General features: G+C 37.7%; 14 protein-coding genes. 4 read left to right on the top strand and 10 right to left on the bottom strand.

Translation table 11 applies throughout. The annotated features are described in order from the left end of the window. Positions 1 to 22 precede the first annotated feature (22 nt). On the bottom strand, positions 23 to 1,345 hold the full coding sequence (locus ACYIB7_RS06015) for an MATE family efflux transporter (RefSeq protein WP_099463050.1): 1,323 nt from the start codon (positions 1,343 to 1,345) through the stop codon (positions 23 to 25). Positions 1,346 to 1,449: 104 nt separating this feature from the next. Between ACYIB7_RS06015 and gldB the strand changes: the two genes are divergently transcribed. The 3 genes from gldB to ACYIB7_RS06000 all read left to right on the top strand — a co-directional run bounded on the left by gldB (position 1,450) and on the right by ACYIB7_RS06000 (position 5,952). Continuing rightward, complete coding sequence (gene gldB, locus ACYIB7_RS06010; protein ID WP_103983743.1) at positions 1,450 to 2,442, top strand: gliding motility lipoprotein GldB; 993 nt, start codon at positions 1,450 to 1,452, stop codon at positions 2,440 to 2,442. Between the two features lie 211 nt (positions 2,443 to 2,653). Further along, positions 2,654 to 4,273, top strand: coding sequence for a BNR-repeat neuraminidase N-terminal domain-containing protein (locus ACYIB7_RS06005; RefSeq protein WP_480338336.1), 1,620 nt, complete (start codon positions 2,654 to 2,656; stop codon positions 4,271 to 4,273). Between the two features lie 107 nt (positions 4,274 to 4,380). Continuing rightward, positions 4,381 to 5,952 (top strand): ClC family H(+)/Cl(-) exchange transporter, encoded by a 1,572-nt coding sequence (locus ACYIB7_RS06000; RefSeq protein ID WP_480338335.1) that lies wholly within the window; start codon positions 4,381 to 4,383, stop codon positions 5,950 to 5,952. Between the two features lie 182 nt (positions 5,953 to 6,134). On the opposite strand, the gene ACYIB7_RS05995 is transcribed toward ACYIB7_RS06000, so the two are convergent. The 3 genes from ACYIB7_RS05995 to nikR all read right to left on the bottom strand — a co-directional run bounded on the left by ACYIB7_RS05995 (position 6,135) and on the right by nikR (position 9,859). Further along, the gene (locus ACYIB7_RS05995) at positions 6,135 to 7,430 is read right to left on the bottom strand and encodes a DcaP family trimeric outer membrane transporter (RefSeq protein ID WP_103983747.1); all 1,296 of its coding nucleotides are present in this window, start codon (positions 7,428 to 7,430) and stop codon (positions 6,135 to 6,137) included. Positions 7,431 to 7,486: 56 nt separating this feature from the next. Then, the gene (locus ACYIB7_RS05990) at positions 7,487 to 9,373 is read right to left on the bottom strand and encodes a TonB-dependent receptor plug domain-containing protein (protein ID WP_480338334.1); all 1,887 of its coding nucleotides are present in this window, start codon (positions 9,371 to 9,373) and stop codon (positions 7,487 to 7,489) included. Positions 9,374 to 9,457: 84 nt separating this feature from the next. Continuing rightward, a complete protein-coding gene (nikR, locus tag ACYIB7_RS05985) occupies positions 9,458 to 9,859 on the bottom strand; it encodes a nickel-responsive transcriptional regulator NikR (RefSeq protein WP_099463056.1) in 402 nt (133 codons plus the stop codon). 107 nt (positions 9,860 to 9,966) lie between these two features. Between nikR and gpmA the strand changes: the two genes are divergently transcribed. Then, the gene (gene gpmA, locus ACYIB7_RS05980) at positions 9,967 to 10,713 is read left to right on the top strand and encodes a 2,3-diphosphoglycerate-dependent phosphoglycerate mutase (RefSeq protein WP_480338333.1); all 747 of its coding nucleotides are present in this window, start codon (positions 9,967 to 9,969) and stop codon (positions 10,711 to 10,713) included. Between the two features lie 785 nt (positions 10,714 to 11,498). On the opposite strand, the gene ACYIB7_RS05975 is transcribed toward gpmA, so the two are convergent. The 6 genes from ACYIB7_RS05975 to ACYIB7_RS05950 all read right to left on the bottom strand — a co-directional run bounded on the left by ACYIB7_RS05975 (position 11,499) and on the right by ACYIB7_RS05950 (position 21,707). Then, positions 11,499 to 12,875 carry an MFS transporter gene (locus tag ACYIB7_RS05975; RefSeq protein WP_103983750.1) on the bottom strand — a complete coding sequence of 459 codons (1,377 nt, stop codon included), beginning with the start codon at positions 12,873 to 12,875 and terminating at the stop codon, positions 11,499 to 11,501. Positions 12,876 to 13,025: 150 nt separating this feature from the next. Then, positions 13,026 to 13,568, bottom strand: a complete 543-nt coding sequence (locus ACYIB7_RS05970) for a ferredoxin domain-containing protein (protein WP_480338332.1) — start codon at positions 13,566 to 13,568, stop codon at positions 13,026 to 13,028. A 41-nt stretch (positions 13,569 to 13,609) separates the two neighbouring features. After that, positions 13,610 to 15,730 (bottom strand): KamA family radical SAM protein, encoded by a 2,121-nt coding sequence (locus ACYIB7_RS05965; RefSeq protein WP_103983752.1) that lies wholly within the window; start codon positions 15,728 to 15,730, stop codon positions 13,610 to 13,612. Positions 15,731 to 15,947: 217 nt separating this feature from the next. Beyond that, positions 15,948 to 16,352, bottom strand: coding sequence for a response regulator (locus ACYIB7_RS05960; protein ID WP_099463061.1), 405 nt, complete (start codon positions 16,350 to 16,352; stop codon positions 15,948 to 15,950). A gap of 23 nt (positions 16,353 to 16,375) precedes the next feature. Continuing rightward, complete coding sequence (locus ACYIB7_RS05955) at positions 16,376 to 19,018, bottom strand: ATP-binding protein (protein ID WP_480338331.1); 2,643 nt, start codon at positions 19,016 to 19,018, stop codon at positions 16,376 to 16,378. A gap of 1 nt (position 19,019) precedes the next feature. Then, positions 19,020 to 21,707, bottom strand: a complete 2,688-nt coding sequence (locus tag ACYIB7_RS05950) for a sensor histidine kinase (RefSeq protein WP_480338330.1) — start codon at positions 21,705 to 21,707, stop codon at positions 19,020 to 19,022. Between the last annotated feature and the right edge of the window lie 59 nt (positions 21,708 to 21,766).

The following is a 21,766-nucleotide window of genomic DNA, read 5'->3' as shown; positions in this document are numbered from 1 at the left end:
CAAAAAATGATCGGGATGATTTTTATATTTTCTTATTTCTCCAGTTTCCTTTCCATATATAATAAAATGATGAAAGAATCATTATATTATATACATATTCGGTTGTCCAACAAACAGCTATTTCAGGCTGCATCTTAATTACAATATAGAATATATAAAGCACATACACTGCAATACTAACTATATCTATAATCAAGGCAATACGTGTATTCCCTGTTCCCGAAACACTAAAAAAGAAAATAAATGCGGGAACAGCCAGCAGATAAGATGACAACATTACCCATAAAGAAGGAACCGAGGCGGCTACCAACTCCTGGTTATCCGTATAAATGCGCAATACCAGTTCTGGAAAAACAGCAAATAGCAATGCTATAGGTAATACAAAATAATAGCAGATGCGTACCATCCGACGACACAGCTTCATAACTTGTTCTGTTTCTCCTGCTCCGATTAAATTACTAACCAGGGAACTGTTAGTCGAGGCAAATGCATTTACAAACATAAACAGGAAAGAAGATATACTACGCACTATATTCGTTACAGCCAACGGGCGTTCGCCTAAATGCTCCACTGCGATAAAAAAGATAAACCAACCACAAAAAGCAATACCATGCTGTATCATCACCCAAACAGAAACACTTAATATCTGTCCGAGCATTCTAAAATCTACTCCTTCATACCGGAACAATCCATACTTCTTATAATCAACCTTTTTCCATGTATATATTATAAAAAATAAAACAGAGACAGCTTCGGAAATAGAAGATGCAATAGCAGCTCCTGCTATTCCCAAAGCAGGGAAACCTAATTTACCGAATATAAGAATATAGTTCAGGACTACATTCGTCAATACCATAACCACAGAATTTGCGGTAAGAATCTTCGTATGGGTAGTTCCAACATAAAAAGCCCGGAACATGACGGCGGTAAAAGAAAAAAAGAATCCGTATACGCGCCAATCTATATACTTCATTGTAGCCAGATAAACATCTTCCGATCCTATCAAATGGCGTAATAATATAGGAGAATAAAAATTAGACAATGTAAACAGGACAGCTGCCAATAACAACAAAAATAGCATACCCTGTGTAAATACAGGCCCGATCTTTAAATAATCCTGTTCCCCGTTACGACGGGCTATCAGCACCTGAGCTCCGACACTAAACCCAAAGCCCAGCATATAAATTACCAAGTAATAGACTCCGGCTAAGGCTGATGCACCAAGTTCTACCTCACCTACCCGTCCTAAATAAGCCGTATCTGTCAACCCGATAAGGTGCTCCATTAATAAACTTATCAATACGGGATATGTTATCTGTAATATTTGTTTGTTTGAGAACTGCATACCGGATTTTGTTAAAAAGGGAGGCAAAGGTAATGATTAGATGTTATTTATACAATATAAAAGAAGATGAACCGTTTCTTTAATAGCTTATAATTTTGAAGAAGATGATAGCAAAAACTTTTTTAACGGTGCTTTTTACAGTTACATTATTTAGCTGTACCGGACAAAACACAAATACAACAAATTATGCGGAGACTACGCCTATGCATATTCAACGCTTTGACAAAGAATTGTTTGCCCTAGTCGATACGAAAGATACGACCATGCAAGTACAGCTTCGCAAACAATATCCCCAAATGTTAGATATTCTAGGCAAAGGTATATTGAATATCCAGACTCCGGATGATCCGAATTTCTTCCCTAAACTTATCACTTTTTATTCGGAGCCGACACTAAAACAACTGTATATGGAAGCCATTACGCAGTATAACGATATTTCGGATATAGAAAAAAAATTAGGAGAAGGATTCAACTATCTTCATGCCAATTTTCCATCCATGCAAATTCCGGCAGTATATATGCACATATCCGGATTTAATCAGAACGTACTTGTAGGTGACAGTTTGCTATCTATATCTATTGATAAATATATGGGTAAGGACTTTCCGTTATATCAGGATTTTTTCTACGACTACCAGAAACAAAAAATGCAACGTCATAATATTGTCCCCGATTATCTGGCAGGCTGGATCATGTCCGAATATCCATTTACAGGAAAAGAGAATGTACTTTTAGACCGTATGATTTATGAAGGAAAAATAAAATACCTGTTAAGCCAGGCATTGCCGGAGATAACACAAGCCGATTTGATTGGTTTTACCGAACAAAACCTCAACTGGTGCAAAGAACATGAAGAAGATATCTGGAAAGCCATCATCGAACGCAAGGATCTTTTTACCCCGGACCACATGACTACTTCCAAATACTTTGAGGATGCACCTTCCACCCATCTTGCCAATGAAGCTCCCGGAAACGTTGGTACATGGGTAGGTTGGCAGATCGTTAATAAATATATGAAAGAAACAAACAGCACACCAGAAGCCCTGATAAATGCAAATGCACAAACAATACTGGAAGCATCCAAATATAAACCCTAATAAAAAAGAAACCGTCCTATTCTCACGAACAAGACGGATAACCTAATCTAACTTAATTCTAATACCATGAAAAACACTATATCACTATAACATAAGGAAAAGAAAAAGGTTCAAACTTTCCCTTTCTTTTTTTGGATACCTCAAAAAAATGTATCTTTAGCCTCGAAATGCTAAACGCGAATATCATTTATCATTCAAATAAACTAAATCCATGAAAAAACTTTTTTTGTTGCTAGGCCTATTAGCCTTACATCTGATTTCATTTGCTACTGATACACTGTTTGTAAATGAACCCCAAATACCTATACTGATCGACCGGACAGACAATGTGTTATTTGAAATACGCATCCCTGCCCAAAAAGGCGACATACTAAACAAACTGGCATTGCAGTTTGACCAATCGGTAAACATTGATAATATTCAATCCGTACGGCTTTATTACGCAGGAGTTGAAGCTCCATCAAGAAGTGGAACACATTATAGTCCGGTAACTTATATTTCAAGCCACTCCCGTGACTGGACCCGCAAAGCCAATCCGTCTTACTCCGTGAAGAAAGACGAAGTAAACAATCCATCCGGCAATCTAACCTTCACTACTACTCAACCTATGGTAAATGGGGTAAACTATTATTGGATAAGCATTGAAATGAAACCGGAAACTTCTTTACTCGCCAAAATATCCGCCACAATCCCGCAAGCAATAATCAATAACAAATCTGCAGTTGTATCCTGGGCAGGAAAAGCAGAAACCCGTCGTGTAGGAATCGGAGTGCGCCAGGCATGGGATGATGGTGTTGCCGCTTATCGTATTCCCGGATTAGTAACTACTAATAATGGTACACTATTAGGAGTTTATGATATACGCTATAATAATAGTGTGGATTTGCAGGAAATGGTAGACATAGGTCTTAGCCGGAGCACAGACAAAGGACAAACCTGGGAACCTATGCGCGTAGCCATGAGCTTTGGAGAAGCCGGTGGGCTTCCGCATGCACAAAACGGCGTTGGCGACCCAGCGATATTGGTAGACGAAAAAACGAATACTGTCTGGATTGTCGCTGCATGGACACACGGAATGGGAAACGAACGAGCCTGGTGGAACTCCATGCCGGGAATGACTCCGGACGAGACAGCACAGTTAATGCTTGTAAAAAGTGAAGATGATGGTAAAACATGGAGTCAACCCATTAATATAACCTCACAGGTAAAGGACCCTTCGTGGTATTTTCTTCTGCAAGGTCCCGGACGTGGAATTACAATGCAGGATGGTACTTTAGTCTTTCCCATACAGTTTATAGATGCAACCCGTATACCAAATGCAGGCATAATGTACAGTAAAGATCGTGGAGAAACATGGCATCTTCATAATCCGGCACGTACAAACACAACAGAGTCGCAAGTGATAGAAGTGGAACCGGGCGTTCTGATGCTCAATATGCGCGACAACCGCGGAGGAAGTCGTGCCATTGCCACTACCCGCGATCTAGGGAAAACATGGGAAGAACATCCTTCCAGCCGTCATGCACTTCAGGAACCCATATGTATGGCAAGTTTGATAAAAGTAGATGCAAAAGATAATATCACCGGCAAAAAACTGCTTCTATTCTCTAACCCCAATACCCAAAAAGGTCGTAACCATATTACAATCAAAACAAGTCTGGATGAAGGACTCACCTGGCCCGCAGAACACCAGGTGATGTTGGACGAAGCTGAGGGATGGGGCTATACCTGCCTGTCTATGATAGATAAAGAAACCGTTGGTATTTTTTACGAATCAAGTGTAGCGCACATGACATTCCAGGCAATCAAACTATCGGATCTCATCAAGTAACAGCCAGGACAATATTTGTTTCTGTTAATAATCTTTGATTGTCATAAAGCAGGCAAACCCAACCCATTCTAAATTGTTGTATTATCGTAGTCGATAATAAGAACAGCATGGATTGGAATAATTTGGATATCCGGGAACTGAAAAAACGACGGATATGGAAGCTCAAACTTATTGATGCCCGTCTATATTTTGTCAGTATATTTGTGGGATTGCTCACCGGGATGGTAGCAGTCCCATACCATTATCTGCTCCAACTATTTTTTGATATCCGCAAAGCTTTCTTCGATTCGCATCCTCACTGGTATTTCCATTTGCTGTTGTTTCCCATACTATGGGGCATCCTTATATTTGTGAGCTGGTTAGTCAAAAAGATGCCTCTTATTACAGGAGGAGGTATTCCACAAACACGTGGAGTAATCAACGGACGCGTGGATTATAAAAACCCATTACTCCAATTGATTGCAAAATTTTCAGGAGGTATATTATCTCTCAGCGCCGGGTTATCATTAGGCCGGGAAGGCCCATGTGTTCAGATAGGTTCATATATCGGCTACCTCGTTTCCAAGTGGGGTCGTGTACTATCGGGCGAACGAAAACAACTTTTAGCAGCCGGAGCCGGAGCCGGGCTGGCAGCTGCTTTTGCCGCCCCCCTAGCATCTTCATTACTCGTAATTGAATCTATAGAACGTTTTGATGCGCCCAAGACAGCCATCACCACCCTGTTAGCCGGCGTGGTAGCAGGAGGCATTGCCAGTATCATCTTTCCAATAAACCCTTATTTTAAAATCGATGCAATCGCTCCTTCCATGCCTATGTTAGAGCAATTCAAAGTTCTTTTATTATTGGCTGTAGTGATCTCTGTCTTTGCAAAATTATATTCATGGTTCACCTTATGGAGCAAAAATATATATCCGCGAATCAAACAACCTGCTCATATAAAATTACTTTATTTACTAATTATTGCTTATACGATTTCTCTTTTAGAAGTTGACCTCACAGGAGGTGGGGAACATTTTCTTATCATGCAAGCAATGGATGGTTACAAACCAATATTATGGATTACAGCCATGATGTTGATCCATTTGGTTTTTACCACCTTTTCTTTTTCTTCCGGTTTACCGGGCGGAAACTTTATTCCCACACTCGTAACAGGAGGTTTATTCGGACAGATTATAGCTTTATTACTGGTAAAATTCGGATATATAGCAGAGGCCAATATCAGCTACATAATGCTTATCAGTATGGTAGGATTCTTAGTTGCCGTAGTACGCACCCCATTAACGGGCATTGTATTGATTACTGAAATAACAGGACACTTGGAAGTTTTTTATCCATCCATTATCGTTGGAGGATTAACTTATTATTTCACCGAATTGTTGCAAATCAAGCCGTTTAATGTTGTACTGTATGATGAAATGATCTCCCAACCACCCTATAGCCAGCAAAAGCGTTCCAGCCTCTTTGTGGAAATTATGCACGGCTCTTACTTTGACGGAAAAAAAACAGAAGAACTTACTTTACCGGAACGATGCTTTATTAAAAACATACGCCGTGACCGTAAAACGCTTTCTCCGCAAGGAGAAACCTTGATTCCCGGCGATCAGGTTGAAATAGAGATTGATGCACAAGACATAGAAAAACTATATGAACCTCTAATCAGTTTAGCAAATATTTATTGACTAAATAATTATATCATGGCAAAGATTTTAACAGAAGCAGGCAGCACTCATGTCTCCATGCACTTCCGGGACAATATTCCTGTAGAAATGAAGAATGGTAATGTTTTAAAATCAGAAGCCCCGGAATAATTTAGATATTCCGGGGCTATCAAACCACTTCCGGTGGCAGAAATAACCGTTTATCAGAAGTTGAATTGAGCAGATACATTAATTCTGTTTGCCTGACGCGTCATATCATCAAAGTCTGTACGCCATCCATGGAGATATTCTACTCCGGCCTGAAGATTGGGAGTGATATTCCAAAACACATTAGCTACCAAATACTGTCCATAACGATATTGATCCGATGGAGTCCGGGGATAATCCTTTTCACTATAAAGACGTGACTGGCTATATGTACTCGAAATAAAAACTTTAGGAGTGATATTGTATTGCAGGCCTGCATACCAACCCATCATAGGAAGCACCTGCATTTCGCCTTGCTTTTCCGGATTCGGAACAATATCCACATTCAGATTACTGATATCATTCATATACTGACTGATACCGCGTCCGTATACACCCTGGCCGAACATCTGCAGGCTCTTGCCCAAATTGAAAGTTGTTGAAGCCAATACACCCCATCCGGCTTCAGACTCGGCTTTATGAGCTACAAGGTTATCATAAGTCATACTACGGAAAATACCTGCTACACGCAGATGACTACTCTTGTTCCAGTTATATTGTACATATAAAGGAAAGCTTGGAGTACGTTGTACGCCTATACGTTCGTTGGAAGTAGTGAGTCCGTCTACATCCGGCATTTCTACAGCGATACCCATTTTCAGGCGTTGCATAAAGGTATGTTCATAACGGAATTGCGTAGCACGATGAAATGCCATACCGTTAGGACCTGCGAAATCGATTGTAGGAGGTGCACCGGCCGCATCCATAAAGAGAGTGTAATCATATCCTAATGTAAACCCAAGGAAAGATGCGTACGCATTTTGTAACTGGAATACTTTGTCGCCACCACGGAAATTACCAGCAGTATAAACTACAAAATCACCCAGGTTTTTGGTACGTCCTACTAATTTTAAAAAGATAGTACTGGTAGTAGCATCCATCTGGAATTGATTACGAGCATACGTACCCTGTCCTTTGTTGGGAATAAGAGAAGGATAAAAATCGACATCATCCGAAATTCCATCAAAGTCGTACTCAGCAGTAGCTTTCACATATCCACCTATACCAAGAGCAAAACGTCCCTTTCGGTCGGTCAATATAAAACGGGGAGCTTTAGGATCGTGGAACCGTTGGGGTTGAGTCTCATTCATGACGCGAACAATCTCATCACCTGCTTTGTCGATGGTAACCAGCATGATCGCATTAGGGTCATCATCTTCAATAATCACTTTCTGTGTCTTGCCCTGCGCATGGGCGGCGTTTGCTAGTCCGGCAGCCAACAAGATAGCTGCCCCTTGTAAAAATAGTCTCATAGATGTTCACTGTTTAGATTTATTACCTAAGTTGAACAACTATGAGATGAAAAGGTTTAGAATGTAACATCCACTCCACCCATAAAAACGGCTTTTGGCATGGGATATCCCACATTAATCTGATAACGGGTTGCCGTAAGATTTTCTCCCTTGACGAATAAATTCAACCCCTTCTCCAATGTGCCGAAACGATAAGCAACACGCGCATTTAACAAGGTATAATTTTCTTTTAAATTTTGTACCGGATTCTTATCATTTACATTGACATAAAGATCTGAGATAGATTCCACATTGACATCAAATGTAAAACGACCGGGCGAATATGTCACATCGGCAAAAAATTTATGTTTAGGTGCCGCAGTTGTAGGTTTGTTAGTATGCAGATAACTATAATTCATTCCTAAATTCAGATTATTCAAAATCTGATAACGGGCATCAAACTCTATACCTTTATTATATAAGTGTCCTACATTCTGCAGCTGCATATTGACCGTACTTATAGTATTTTTTCCTTCAATATAGAAAGCTGTTAATTCGGCGGACAATCGATTATCAAGAAATGTCTGTCCCACAGAAAGTTCATAATTAAGCATACTTTCCGGTAACAAATCAGGATTTGCTTTCGAATAAGGTAAATAGGAAATATACAATTCACGCAAAGTCGGACTTCTAAAACCTTTAGAAAACGATCCCTTTATGGTATTTCCTTCAAATAGACGAAGAGCGAAACCCGCTTGCGGAACCCATTCACTGCCATAAGCACTGCTATGTTCATAACGAAGACCTGCGTTGATGCTCAACTTATCAAAAAAATCCTGCTGCATGATAGCATAACCGGCAATTTCATTTACCGTCTTATTTACCACTTCGCCACGGTTACCTTTGATGCTGTCCTGCCACGCATGTCCGCCCCAATTCTTATAATCGATACCGGCAGTAAAACTATTTCCTTTAAACAGCCTGAAGGATTGATAAATTTGCACCCCTGTATTATGGTCATCCGAACGGAATAAAAATGAACTCGGAACAGCATCCGGTTTATGCCCGTCATTTATTTTATGATCACCCCAATTATAAAAAACACGAATAGCGCCACTGGTCTTCTCATAGTTATTTTCTAAAGCGAAAGAAGTTGTTCCACGAAGTATATTCATTATATTATCAATCTTCGGATCAGTTATCATTCCAGGGTTATGAGTCTTATATTTGGCAAGGGTTAAATTTCCGGATACTTTATAGTGTTCATTCATTTTATAACCAAGATTCAAAAACCCATTCGTGATATGGAACTCCGAATTGGGTCGGTGTCCATCTGTCCGATCATGATTTATAGATATGAAGCTACTGAAGTTGCCCACATTATAACCATTGTTAATCATATATTTCTGCGTATTATATGAGCCATACATAATACGGGCTTGCGTACGGCGTCCTTCCTGGTTATGCCTGCGGGTAATAATATTCACAACTCCCCCCATCGCGTTAGAACCGTAAAGTAAAGAACCCGGACCACGGATAACTTCTACACGTTCTACATCTGAAGCCACATAAGTGTCTGGCAACGCATGACCGAAAACGCCTGCCCACTGTGGTTGTCCATCAAATAACATCAGCACTCTGTTACTCTGTCCTATTCCACGGATGTTAACCATTCCGGCCGAACCATCCGACACACCAAAGCCAGTAATTCCTTTCTGGGTAACAAAAAGTCCGGGAACACGCTGAGACAATACAGGAAGCAAAGCAGACTCGCTACTTGACTCAATTTCATTTCTACTGATTACTGAAATAGATAACGGAACACTGTTTCTATTTACAAAAATCTTATTGGCCGACACCACCACACCTTGCAAATTAATCAGGCTATCAATTTTTCCCGTATCAGAAGCATAAGATAAAAATACAGACAAAAGTCCGGAAATAAGTAAAAATGTTCTTTTCATATATTTCGTGTTAATATTATATTATTGAACGCACAAAAGTAACACGATTTATATAAAACGTAACACGATTTGAAAAAAAAAGCATCAATCGGCTCGACTCATCACTAATTTCCCATGTTTTATTCCTTTTATAGTAGTCAAACGATCCGACAACTCCGTCAATCTGTAGGCTGTTCCCATTACTGTTACAATATGGAGGCAGAAACTTTGATTGATATAATATTGCGAAGAAGAGAGGATAACGTCATTATAGATCCGTTCGATTTCTGTCATTTTTGTATATATTTCTTTTTTTTCCTGATCGTACATGATAATAATAGTACCAGCAACAATATGGTTGCATTGCCATTTTTTCTCGGCCACATTTTTTTCTATAAGAAACCGGATAGCCTGAGAACGATTAGCAAAACCATTCTCTTCCACATATTGGTCCAAAGAATCCAATACATTATCTTCCAAAGACACACCGAAACGTTTTAATGCCATAATTATTTTTTTATCAATCAAGAGGTAAAGATAAAGCATTTTGACGGAACTATAATCTTTTTCGTTTGTGTCTTGTTATATATAAACAAGCATATAAATTAGATAATATGAAAAGTATAGTGTTACTCCGCCATGGAGAAAGTCTATGGAATAAAGAAAACCGGTTCACCGGTTGGACAGATGTAGACCTAACGGAAAAGGGTATACAAGAAGCCTTAAAAGCAGGCAATGTATTGAAAGAAAAAGGATATGTTTTCGATAAAGCATACACATCTTACTTAAAGCGAGCAGTAAAAACTTTAAATTGCGTACTAGACAGAATGGATCAGGATTGGATCCCAGTAGAAAAAAGCTGGAGGTTGAACGAGAAACATTATGGAATGCTACAAGGGCTGAATAAAAGTGAAACTGCTGAAAAATATGGCGATGAACAAGTGCTTATATGGAGACGCAGTTATGATATTGCTCCATTGCCTTTACCGGAAGATGATCCGCGCAATCCGCGATTTGATATCCGTTACAAAGATGTTCCTGATAAAGAATTACCTCGCACGGAATCATTAAAAGATACTGTCGACCGTATTATCCCATATTGGAAAGAAGTTATTTTCCCCTCCCTGAAAACGTCAAATCAATTATTAGTAGTAGCACATGGGAACAGTCTACGAGGCATTATCAAATATTTAAAAAATATCTCGAATGAAAAGATTGTTCATCTGAATCTGCCGACGGCAATACCTTATGTATTTGAGTTTAATGACGATCTAAACCTAATGAACGATTATTTCCTGGGCGATCCTGAAGAAATCAAAAAGTTGATGGAAGCTGTTGCCAATCAAGGAAAAAAGAAATAATAAAAGAACAAAGGGTCGTTTAAGGGTTCACTTTATCACCTTCTGTCACTTTCTTCGGAGGGTGTTTTAAAATCTGAAAAATTATCTACAGACATTCTATGCAATCTACAATCTGCTATTATAGATAATATTACAACATAATATCGCTATTTTAAAAGTTAAAAAACAAAACGGATCGGATTTCATTTTAACACTTCCGCGAACACTTTCCCTGATGCTTGAATAAGCAATTTATTGCATACAGACAATATAGAATTTCCAAGAAGAAATTTGGCTGAAGCCAGTACAGATATATCCCCTTTTAGTCCGTCAGCTGAAGCTGACGGCAATTGAAACCAGGCTAAAGCCATAAAAGAGCAGACTGTATCGGCCATCCCAAAAGAAAGCTATGCTTTCTCACTTATGGCATCAGCGGCTGGGCGTTAAACGCAGGTAAAAGACGTAGCGACGAAACCGGCGGCTGTTTGAGCAAAGCGAGTTCCGCTGGTTCAGCGAAGTCTTTTGCCGGAGTAGTCCGGACGATATAGCCTTGACCTTTGGGTTACTTTTGGGTCAAGCCAAAAGTGACAGGAACAACTTTGTATCTTTTGTCTACTTTTCTGTCAAGAGAAAAGTAGTGAAAAATGTTCGCGGGAAGCATTAAAGTGTTGCAAGCACAATCCCGAAATAATAGAACAATATGTATCAGTAATTTACAATCAACACTGGATCATTTTGTAATTTAGGAATAAGCCCCGAAGATGGTGACAGAAGGTGACAAAGTGGGGATATATCCCAAGTCCGTTTTATATTTTATTTCCAACCCTTAAAACACTTATAAACGCTGCGACCACTGAAATTATACATCCTAATAAAAGACTAACATGCATGCTGTGGCCAGGAAATAGTTTAAACATCAAAGCGACTAATGAAGCTCCCATTGTCTGCCCCATCAAACGGGCTGTCCCTAACATTCCACTGGCTCCACCACTCCGGCTTGACGGAGCAGAACCTATAATTGTACTGTTATTGGGTGTCTGAAATAGGCCAAAACCACATCCGCATATAGCCATTCGCCAAATAATTTCAATATTGGATGGATTAGAAGGCATTGTTGCCAACAAGAATAAGCCTGTAGCAAAAATCAACATTCCGATACAACCAAGCATTCCTGCTTTAATCTTATCAGATAGAAAACCGGCCAACGGGGCAAAGATCATGGTTGCCAATGGCCATGGCGTCAATAATAATCCGGTCGCAACCTCGTCCTTGCCTAATACTCGTTGAAGAAAGAAAGGAAGAGATACCATTGCCAACATTTGCGACATAAATGAAAAGACAGATGCAAGAATCGATAAAGAAAAAATCGGGATCTTAAGTAAATCAACCGGAAATAACGGATAATCCTGTTTTGTTTCACGTTTGATATAAACATATCCTGTAAGAATCGCTATTGTTACAATAATCAGAATAATATAAATATTTATATCATGGGTAAAGCCTTCGATAATAGCAATCAGCAAAGCAAATGTAACAGCATTAAGCAATCCGCCTTCAATATCAAAACGACGTCCTTTTATTTTAATGGGATTCGGAGGAAGAAATCTATAACTTATCAATAAAGCTGTCACCCCGATAGGAATGTTAATCGCAAATAACCACGGCCAATTGGCAACAGATAAAATACCCGCTGCAATTGTAGGCCCTGCAGCTGCTGACACTGAAATGACCAAAGCATTAAGCCCCATACCTCTCGCCAAAAAACGTTTGGGATATATTATACGTATCAATGCCGTATTCACACTAGTGATTGCCGCTGCTCCAAAACCTTGTAAGGTACGAGCTATAATTAATGTGGACAAAGAATCGGATAGTGCACAAGCCAAAGAGGTACAACTAAATAATAATAACCCATAGGTATAAACTTTACGATATCCCCAGATTTCACCGATGGAAGATAAAGACAACAACGAGATTGTTATAGCCAACTGATATGCATTAACAACCCAAATAGAAAGAGAAGGATTCGTATGCAGGTCTTTTGCTATGGCAGGTAAAGCAACATTCGCTATTACTCCATCCAACACGGAAACAGTAATACCGAATCCGATAGCCAATATCGCCCAATAACGACGTGGCACCGGAACACCATCCGGCACCTGTAAATTTGTATTATCACTCATCTTTACTTGATCTGATTTGGAAAGGAACAGATTACAAATAAAGAGAGTTTATGAAGATAATACTTTTTAAGAAGATAGACTTAAACACTTTGTTTTCAAAAGTCGGATCTATATTTACAATAATGAAGTATCATATTTGATAACTGATATTTATCCAATTGGTTGCTCTTTTGGTTTCCTGTCAAAAAAAGGATTTTTAGAAGATGCAGATACCAGAATTGCCATAACACATTTACAATCACCTAATATATGCAAACGTTGAGCAGCCAAACCAGCACTAAACATCACCCGGGTATCAACACGTAAATCGGCAGCTGTAGCGCACGCAGATCCAATAGCAATTCCCAAATCTACAGTATTAATAGCACACGGAACCAACTCCGGTTTTTCTACACACGTCGCATATCCACAATGAGCACAGTTCATTCCCTGAGTTTTCTGCATTGTGCCAATAACCAAAACAGCATCAGCGCTCAATATATTATCTGCGTCACGCAACAAAAATTTCATTCCCGTTTCAGATGCCAGCTTCAGCATTTCTTCCGACAACTTACGTATATCCTCTTCCGTAACAACTGCTATTTCAATAATATCTATACCTTTACCTTTTGGAGCTGTACGAGCAGCGATCATCATTTGATTTGCAGCCTGTAACACCAATTGACGCCTGATTTCTCTTTCGTTTTGTATCATCCTTTTATTGGTTTAGTTGAATTATAAACAAAGATACACTTTTAATGATTTTCCAGCTCTAAATTCGTCATTATATCCGTTATACCGAACGAATAATCAGGATACTCATAAATACTGAAACGAGGTTCTGTTATACCTTCAGTATATGACCAAATAGTATGATATTCTTTTATATCTTCACCCATTTCCTTCAACTGGCGAAGGTAAGCGGCTATCGATTTATTTTCCTTTATATAAACTTCTCCAATCTTATCAATGATCGGACTATGCCGGCGACTGGCATCATGATCAAATTTAAGGATCCGCTGCCCCTCTTCCGTCAATCCAATGGTAGTAAATGTCATACTTTTACCAATAGCAGGAAGGTTCAATACATTACGATCCGTTGATGCAAATAACAAATCATTTTCTTTCAAAAAATGCATCAGTTTCTTACCCAACAGATATCCATTTCGTATTAACGAATGTAGTTCTTTACGTTTATCTACCGGAATTATACCAAATATTTTCTCTTCATATTGCTCTTGTAAAGAACGACTGTTAGGAGTAAACACTGCATAGTTCTCCTTAAAACCTTTCACAGAAAAAGTATAATAGCAAACCACGCCTAAAGCATTTAATACCTGACGCAATTTTGCAGTATGTCCGCGTCTGGATGCAGCTACCGTAAACACCAACTGATTTGTTATCGTCCATCCTGCCGATTGAATAGCTCCAATAGCTCGTTTTGCCTCCGGCGTAACCTCCAAAGGAGACTGAAAATGTGTTTGTATATAAAACTGCGAAACTCCAACAACCGAAGCCTTTTCTTTAAACTCTTTCAGGATAGCCACTAATTCATCCGTTATCCGCAAAGGTAGATAAGCTAAAAGACGAGAACCTAAACGTACGCGTTGTAGTTCTGCAAATTTTTCTCCTTCCGGACGACTTTCATTTGCTTTTCGTTTACGGACCGCCATTTTGTAAACAGCCTCCAATATTTTACGTAAAGTAGCATCCTGGCTCATTAAAGCATCGCCACCTGTTATCAAAATATCCCTGAGTTGCGCATCTTCTTCAAAATAATGCATCAGACGGCGCAATTTCTTATCCCATGTTTCTTTTGGCTTCAGTGCTTCAAAATCAAAATTCAAGCGTTCACTTTGAAAATCATACATTCGCTGACAAGATGCACATAACCCGCCACAGGCACGTCCCATCGAATCCGGAATCAGGATTGCTACCTCCGGATAACGACGATGAATATTATGCCCTTCCGGCAACAACCAGCCGGCGGCATTTGGTTTTTCTGCAATTACAACATCTTCTTTTTCCCACGCTTTTATTTCACCATAAGTGTCAACCAACTCATTTGAATAAAGGATATAAGATCGAATTGTCTTATCATCAAAACCTTCTTTCCTTGTATTTAAAAGAGAAAGATAATATGGGGTTACGAAAAAAGGCATTCCTTTCTTTTTAGCTTTGGCTAACAATTGCATAGTTTCATCCGAAAGAGAGTATCCTAAAAAAAAGTTCAGTTCCGTAGGACTTTTAATGGCCATTGCCAAATGGAAGCGTGTCGTATTCCACCATTCATGAACTTGTCTGTATTTCTCTTCATAAGACATTCCTTCTTCAAATTGATATTTTGAAGAAGGGGCATGTCTACGTTCTATTTTACGTATCAAACAGCCTATAATCCGTTCTATGCCTGCATTGCGAATAGCAATAACATTTTCATCCAATCCTGTTGGCCAACGATGCATCTGGCGTTTTACCAATGAACGTTCTGGCAAAATAATTTCAGGACACATCAACAATTCAAACTGATGATAAACATCTATAAACAAATCGGATGAAACATCTTCATTCAATGTTCCTCTGAGAAAATGCCATAAATAATAGATTGTACGGATAGGGAGTTTCTCGCCGGTTGATAATTCATCCACAAAAGTATCATCATGATCAATTAAATTAAGAATCCGTACTACTGCCGCATTTCTTAGTTTCTGATTATCTTTCCGTATGCTAGTAAAAGTAGAGATATAAGAACGTAATACTTTTTTAAAAGTATCTACAGTTTCACTATCTTCTGCTATATTATACAGTTGAGGAAAATTTTGTTTATACTCTTTTCTCAGTTTGGAAATGTCGGATGTAAGGGATTCTCTTTTTATCATAAGCAATTCATTTTATTGATCAGAAATATAACAAAAACACGCCGGAGAGACGTTTTTCTACAAAAATAACAAAAAAATCAACAAAATGAAATGCACAAAAGTCTAAAACATCTTAATACACATTCAAATTAAGGCAAAATGATAAAACATATCCATTCGGATGAAACTAAAATTCCTTTCGAAAGAAACTCCAAACCCATCCGAATGAATCCTTTTTTTACCACACAAAAGAAGGACAATATTTACTAATTGTAGCTTTGAAGATTTTCAAATTGATTGGTTTTGTAATAAAGTCTGAAGCTCCTGCATTACGAGCTGCATCCATATCCGAATCAAAAACGTAAGCAGATTGCATAATAACCGGAATATCTTTATTCATTTTGCGAATTTCACCTAATGCTTCAATTCCTGTCATTTCAGGCATCTTTATATCCAATAAAATCAAATCGACACAATTTTCCTTGAAAAGGGCTAAAGCTTCCTTTCCTGTTTTAGCACGAAGTAAATTACAATGTTTCTGTAAAATCGTTTTAAGCAACAAATAATTGCTCTCTTCGTCTTCTGCAATTAAAATTGTTATCGGGCTCTCACTTGGTAGAGCTTCATTCGTCTCTGTATTCATACTATATATTTTATGTATTTCCCTCAAATTATAGATGATTCATCACCACTGTGTTTATTTCCGGTTGCAATATAAGGAATTTTCACGTTAAAACGACTACCTACTCCTTCTTTTGATTCAACTTCTATTGTTCCGTTCATCCGGTCTACAATCATTCTACAAATAGAAAGTCCCAAGCCGGCTCCTTGCGTAAAATCATTCTTTTTGAAAAAACGCTCGAATACATTTTTCTGATCTTTTTCAGGTATACCGCATCCTGTATCTTCAACAAAAAAACAAAGATAATTACCAGGCTCTTTAATATAACCGACAGTAACCGATCCTTTTTCCGTAAACTTAACAGCATTATTAATCAGATTCGTTATTACTTGATTCAATCTCAATTTATCTGTAATAATACATATTGTCTCTGATGGAATTTTCTCTATCAGTTTCAAACGATTTGGAATGATTACCTGCTGAGTGATTACAATTTGATTTATCAATTCATTTACATCACAGTTTTCGTCTTTGAAAAACATCGTTCCACTTTCTATCTGCGCCAAATCCAATATATCACTAATAAGAGCAAGCAATAAATCGCAATTATTCTGAATTGTCTCTATAAAAAGTCTGCGTTCTTCAGCACTATAGTCATCTCCCGAAGTTAGAAGATTAGAAAAACCAACAATGGCATTCAACGGTGTTCGTATTTCATGGCTCATATTGGCAAGAAATGCACTTTTCAGCTTGTCCGACATACGTGCCTTATTACGTGCCAGAACTAATGCATTTTGTGTTTGTTTAAATTTTTGTATATTAATGCAAATACCAAAAACAGAAAGTTGCCGAGTATCGAACGATGATAAGAATCGGTTTGCAAAACGGCATTCCCACCATTGGTATCCTTTGCCATTAAAATTTATACGCATTTCCATTCTTAACTTCTTATTTTCGACCCGCAACATTTTATTACTAATATTTATCCATGCCTCCAAATCATCCGGATGTATCATTTCACGGAAACGTTTAAGAGAAATACTATGAGAGCCATCATCCGGTATATCATAATAAGTAAAGAATGAAGAGTCGGCCAAAAGTCTCATTCCTGACGCATCGTAATGCCAATATGAAACATTTCCTGTTCCCATTGTCAAAGTCAGAAACTCCTTTTGAGTAAATTCTTCCGTAATATCATGAAAGGTGATAACCGCACCATATAACTGCCGGCTCTGATATATTGCATATAATGCACCTACTACAGGAAAATGATATTGGCTATCGAATGAAAACATCTGGCTGGATTGCTCAAAATGAATACACTTATCTTTATTTAAAACTGATTGTAATAAAGTTTTTAAGTACCGGTCTCTGCCAGGTAAAGCAATATCTATTAATGAAAAAATATTCCGCCCTATATAACCATTTTCGCATCCATCCAAATGCAACCATCGCAAAGCTGCAGGATTTATAGCAAAAATATTCATCTCTAAGTCTATAGAAATAACACCTTCACGAATAGACGACATTATTGTTTTCAGGTTCTTTCGATGTTCTTTCAGTTCATTCTGAGTCTCTCTCTTTTGTTTCTTTTCCGTCCGATATAAACCAACCAACATAAAAGCCAGACGTCCTACAAATAACAAAAGAACAATAACCACCACAACTATTGAATCGTGATATTTTTCGCCAAAAGATATATTAATGACCACACTTCTCTGAGGCAACTGATCCATTGAAATACCACGCTTCTTCATTTGTTCCCAATCAAATACAGGAATTTGCTTACTCGGAACAATCGAAAAATCAGATACTGGCTCACCAGACAGAATACTAATCCCTGTTTTAGTGGCTTGATAAGTCTGATCATAGGCCGGAGTCATATATCCGCCCAAATAACCTAATCCAAACCCTTCACTGTTCACGGCAAAAAAAGGAACATTCGTATTTCGTGCACGTCCGGAATAAAAATTACTCCACACCGGCATAATATGAGGTACATTACTTTCAAAAACAGAATTCCACATAATCTGCTTTCCTTTCTCCTTATCCATATTACTTATTTGTACCCGCATTGAATCCGGAATAATGTCAGCTTTACATTGCTTTTTTAATTCATTCAAAGCTAATTTACCCAATGTATTATCTTCAATCTCAAATATTACTTTTTTAGCAGAAGGATATAAAGAACGTATCAACTCTAAACATTTTGCATAATCAGGCCGTGTTGTATATCCTGTTATATTAGTATGTCCTTCCAATAAAGAGTCACAGTAATAATCTACACCGCAAAAAACTATAGGAACTTCGTATGTTAACGGATGTTGTGTCTTTATTAGTGCCAAAGTAGCCGGATCATCACAAAGTAATATTAAATCAGGCCTCCAGGTTCCATCCAATAATGTATTCAATGCAGAAATTTCTTCTGTACTCGAAAAATATTCGGAATCCAGATAGAAGGTCTTAATATCTGCAGAAATACGAAAATCCTTCAAGCAATCTTCAACTCCCTTATTTAAATCGGCTTTCCATGGACAATCAGCACGATACGAATGGATTAATAATATATTGTATGGATTATTTGCATTAGAATATGTTTGATGACAAGCCACAAACAATGCAGTAAACCCTATACATAAAATACAGAATAAACCCGATAAAATAATATGTAAATTCCACTTAAACATCTTATTCGTTCTTTTTGCAGATCGTTTTAAAAGGAATTTCAACAATAAAGCAACTACCCTTATCAAGTGTTGATTCTACCCGGATCACACCATCCAATCGCCGAACAATTTCTTTGCAAATAGATAGGCCTAAACCGCCGCCACGCACAAAATCATTTGTTTTATAAAAACGATTGAATACCTTTTGTATCTCCTGTTCGGATATGCCTATACCGGTATCACGAACATAAATACATATATTTTTAAAGTTTTCAGATAAAATGTATCCAACGGTCACACTTCCTTGTTCAGTAAATTTAAAAGCATTATCTATCAAATTATCCAACAATTGTTTCAAACGGAACTTATCACCTAATATGCATACCGGTTCTTCAGGAACCTCAACCTTCAGACATACAGAATCCGGACATGCAGAACGGCTCGCCTCAATAGAGTCTTCCACTATTTGTGTCAAATTACATTCTTCATCGCGAAAAAGAATACCACTTTCCACACGTGATATATCCAAAATTTCATTTATCAAATTCAATAGCAAACGACAGTTTTCATTTATTATCTCAATAAAACTTCCACGTTCATCTTCTCCCAGTTCATTATCTTCAATAAGCAAAGTAGAAAAACCTACTATCGAATTTAAAGGCGTTCTCACTTCATGGCTCATATTTGCCAAAAATACACCTTTCATTCTATCAGATTCCCGTGCTTCATCACGCACACGTACCAGTTCTTCTTCTATCTTCTTAAACCTATCAACATTTAAACATAAACCAAATAGTTTATAATGATTTCCTAATGATGATTTAGGTAATGAGGTAATACGATATTCCCACCACTGATAGCCCATGCCATTGAAGTCTTGACGAATCTGGATTGTCGATTTCGTTATTTTCCCGGAAGAGATGCCTTTAATCGCCTTTTTCCATCTGGTATAATCTTCCGGATAAATGATATCTCTAAATTTCTGGGCAGAAATAGCATTCATTCCATCATGAGGTATATTAAATGAATGAAAAAACGATTCATCAAACATGACATAATCACAGCTGTTATCATACCTCCAAGCAAAAACATCCCCTGCAACCACACTAAGTGCAAGAAACTCTTTTTCGGAATATTCATCCGTCACATCTCGAAAAGTTATTATCACTCCATAAAAGTCACCATTCCTATTTGTACTGCTTATATTACCGGAAACAGGAAATATATGTTTATCTGTTGTGATCAAGACCGCCGTATCGCTTAACTTACAGCTGTCTTGTTGCTGTGCCATTCGATTTATCAGGTTTTGTAAATAATATGGTTCCCCTTTATTTTGTATATTGAATAAATCACGGATATTACATTTTACATAAATATCAGGTGTGCCGCTTAACTTAAGCCATTGTAAAGCAGCTCTATTAATAGAAAGAACTGTCCCTTTCCTGTCTAAATAAACCACACCTTCATCCAAAGCATCAATTGTGATGCTTAATTCTAATTGTTCTTTCGATAATTTATTACGTATTCTTTTCTTATTTAAAGCCTCTCGCTTATAAAGACGCATAAGTACAAGAAATAGAGACATAACTAAAACAACAACAAACACGACTCCAAGCCAGATATGTTTCTTATATTTTACAGTTAAAGGCATATTTGGAATAATACTATCTGGCGGCAACGAATTTAAATTAATCTTCCAATATTTCAATTGATCCCAGTCAAAAACGGGATATTGTTTACTTGCAGTTATCGGAAAATCTGTAATTTTTCCTCCACGTAAAAGTTTAATTCCTAAATCTGCAGCATCATAAGTCTGATTATAGCTAGGAGTCATATATCCTCCAATACGTCCATCACCAAATCCTTCATTATTTATCATTAAGAAAGGCGCAGTCCCCATACTAGCCAAAGCCGAATAAAACGGACTCCATTTCGGTAAAATACAACAACTATGCAAACGGTAAAATAAAATCTTTTTCAAGGCTTCTGCTTCCTGTTTATCTACACGTTCTATTCGTATATGCAAAGGATATTCAATGGAAGAAAGTGGACGAATTGTATCTGTTTTATTATAATTAGGAAAAGAATTATAAATTGTTGCTGTTTCCTGGTAATTCTCAAATTGAGACCTGGCTTCATCTGCACCAACACGTCCTAAATAAGTGTCTTCCGCAATAATAGCTAAATCATCAATCCGTCCAAATAATTTTTGAGCTAAGTGGTAACATTTTACAAAATTTGGCTTTGTCGTGAATCCTGTTATATTGGTATGTCCTGCTAAAACTTTATTATTTACATAATCGACACCACTAAATACAATTGGGATCTTATGCGAAAGCGGATGATTCGTTGCCAGTAAAGAAAAAGTAGCCTGGTCATCACAGACCAAAATCAAATCAAGAGGTTTATCCAGATATTGATCCATTAAGAAATTTAAGGTATCCAACTCTGCTTGAGCAGGAAGATATTCTGCATTCAAATAAAATGTTTGTATATCCACATGAACCCCATTATCTTCAAAACAATCTTTTACTCCATTGTTCATTTCATCCTTCCATTTGCAATTCTGGTCAAAAGAATGAATTAATAATATATGGTATTTCTTCGTCTCGTGCTCATTATATGAAATAACAAGCATGATACAAATAAAAACACCAATAAGAAAGACTAAAACAAATAATTTGTCCTTCTTGAAATACTTGTCCAACATTAAGCGAACCCTATAAATAAAATTGTTTTAAAGCTCACAAACGTACAAATTATATTTGA

Source organism: Parabacteroides sp. KHUB-03 (genome assembly GCF_056640975.1).
The sequence above is the reverse complement of the archived record's forward strand: the minus strand, read 5'-3'. Positions and strand labels throughout refer to the sequence as shown.